Here is a 2,697-nt window from a genome sequence, read left to right on the forward strand (position 1 = left end):
TGCTGATTTCCGATGTGCCGGGGGATGATCCGGGGATGATCGGATCAGGGCCAACGGTGGGCGAGGCCAGCACGACGGCAGAGGCGCTCGGGATCGTGGCGCGCTACGGGATTGAATTGCCCGGCTCGGCGCAGGCGGTGCTATCTGGGCAGAGCGGCGTTGTGGCGCCGGAGGATGTGCGGCTAAGCCGGGTTGAAAATGTGATCTATGCCGCCCCTGTGCAATCGCTGGAGGCGGCGGCAGAGGTGGCGCGGGCCAAAGGGCTGACGGTGCAGATCCTTGGCGATGCGCTGGAGGGCGAGGCGCGCGATGTGGCGCGCGATCATGCCGCGCTGGCGCGTGAGGTTCAGGCGGGGCTGGCACCGGGGGCGGCACCTGTGTTGCTGCTCTCGGGTGGCGAGTTGACGGTGACACGGCGCGGCGATGGCGTGGGCGGGCCCAATGCCGAATACGCGCTGGCCTTGGCGCTGGCCCTCAAGGGCGCGGGCGGTATTCACGCGCTGGCCTGTGACACAGATGGCGTCGATGGCGCAGCAGAGGTGGCAGGGGCGGTGATCGGGCCGGATACGCTGGCGCAGGCCAAGGCCGCCGGAGTTGATCCTGAGCACGCCTTGGCGATCAACGATGCGCATGGGTTCTTTGGGGCGATTGGCGGGCAAGTGGTGACAGGGCCGACCCTGACCAATGTTAACGATTTCCGGGCGATATTGGTCGCGCCTGCGTGAGCGGCGCTCAGAACTGATCCCAGATCGTGCGGCCCAGATCATCCAGCCGCTCGGGTGAGCAAAAGAGCGAGATCGTCATCGTCGCAGTCCAGTCGCGCCCGCCAAGCCGGACCAGCGTGCCGTCGGCCAGCTCCTGACGGATGGAAAATTCCGGCAGCCACGCAAGCCCCGCCCCGGCCAGCGTGCGCCGCTTGAGCGCTTCGGCCAGCGCATCCATGTAGCGCAGATCGAGTGCGGGGCGGCGATTGCCGATGGTCTGATCCACCACCGTGCCGAGAAAGGTGTTGGGATCATAGCTGAGATAGGGCACCTCTTGCCCTGCGCGCGGCGGCAGGGACCAGCCATGGCGGGCGGCGGCCTCGTGCTGGGCCACGGGGATCAGGCGTTCTTCGCAGATATCCTTGCGCTTGAACCGGGTCTCGTCGAGGATCGGGGCCACGTCCTGATGCCGATAATAGAGCAGGAATTCGCAGCCCCCTTCGCTGAGCAACTGGCAACAGGCGCTGAGGCTGTCCGAGATGACGCGCGTGCGCATCTCGGGATACTCGCGTTCCAATGCCGCCATGCGCGGTTGCAGGAAGTTGACCGAAATGGCGTGCAGAGCGGCAAAGCGTTGAAAGCTGGCATGGCCGCGCGCGCGTTCGCGGATCGCCTGACGGGTATCGGTGAGGTCCGCCACCGTCTGTTGCGCCACGGGCAGGAATTGCCGCCCCGCCTCGGAGAGTTGCACAGGATAGCTGGCGCGGTCGATCAGCGGCACGCCGATCCACGCCTCGAGCGATTTGATGCGGCGGCTAAAGGCGGATTGCGTGATGTTGCGCTCTTCCGCTGCGCGGGTGAAATTCAATGTGCGCCCTAGACAGACGAAATCCCGCAGCCAGTTGATGTCCATCGCCGCCCCCTCTTTACGCTCAGACTGCGCCAGTCAGTGAAACCATGCAAGATCGGAATAGTTTGATGAGATGTTTGAATTGGCCGACTCGTCCGGGTCTGTCCTAGCATCCCATGAATCACCAAGGACGAAGGCCGCATGAACGGTCTCGCCACGCCCCAACAAGGAGAGAGAGATGAAAACGTCGTTGAAAGGACTGATTGCCACCACAGCGCTTGGGCTCACGGTGGCTGTGCCCGCCATGGCCGAGACCACGATCCGCCTGTCCACCTATGTGAACGAGGCCGATATCCGCTATGACGGGTTCGTGCATTTCGCAGAGTTGGTGGCGGAGAAAACCGGCGGCAGCGTCAAGGTCGAGATTTTCCCGTCCTCCACGCTGCATGGCTGGTCCGAAGGTGTGGACGCGGTGCAGGGCGGTGTGTCGGACATGAGCTGGATGCCCGCCGACGAGCGCCTGCCCTGCTACCGCGTGACCTCGCTCTATCCGGTGGCGATTGACCTCGAGGGTCAGGTCGAGATGGATGCCGCCTATGCCGACATCGTGCGTGATGAGGCGGCGGCGATCAACCTCGTGCCGGTGTTCAACTCGAACTATTCCTACGATCAGGAATGGTGGTTCGAAGAAGCGATTGACGATCTGGGCAATCTTGCGGGCAAGCAGGTCCGCTCGATCGGGCCGCTCGTCAGCCTGATGATCGAGACATGGGGCGGCGCGCCGGTCTTTGTCGCCCCCAAGGAGGTGTTTCAATCGGCCGAGCGCGGCGTGGTTGACGGGATCAACATGGGCGTCGCCACCTATTCGAGTTGGAAGCTCTGGGATGTGATGCCCTATATGGTCAAGGCCAGCCTCTTTTACGGCAACATTCAATACATGATGAACAAGGAAAAGTTCGACGGCATGACCGCTGACGAACAGGCCGCCGTGATGGCTGCCGCCAAGGAAACCGAAGAATGGCTGAAGCCCCGGTATGAGGATTGGGTGGATCAGCGCGTCGGCAATGCGGTGATGAAGGGCGGCGGTGCGGCGGTGGCGATCCCCGAGGACAAGCGCATGGAACTGATTGCCAGCGTGCAGGG

3 protein-coding genes are annotated in these 2,697 nt (G+C 63.6%); 2 read left to right on the top strand and 1 reads right to left on the bottom strand.

The annotated features are described in order from the left end of the window. Positions 1-725 (top strand): MOFRL family protein (locus KBT70_RS04645; protein WP_296629360.1); only part of this gene is annotated, 725 nt, incomplete at its 5' end. A 7-nt stretch (positions 726-732) separates the two neighbouring features. Here the strand turns inward: KBT70_RS04645 and KBT70_RS04650 are convergent. Further along, positions 733-1,617, bottom strand: coding sequence for a LysR substrate-binding domain-containing protein (locus KBT70_RS04650; protein WP_296629361.1), 885 nt, complete (start codon positions 1,615-1,617; stop codon positions 733-735). A gap of 175 nt (positions 1,618-1,792) precedes the next feature. Here KBT70_RS04650 and dctP point away from each other — a divergent pair. After that, positions 1,793-2,697: TRAP transporter substrate-binding protein DctP (dctP, locus tag KBT70_RS04655; protein WP_296629362.1), on the top strand; the 905-nt coding region annotated here is incomplete at its 3' end.

Origin of the sequence: Roseovarius sp., from assembly GCF_018066915.1 — a bacterium.
Taxonomy (GTDB): Bacteria; Pseudomonadota; Alphaproteobacteria; order Rhodobacterales; family Rhodobacteraceae; genus Roseovarius.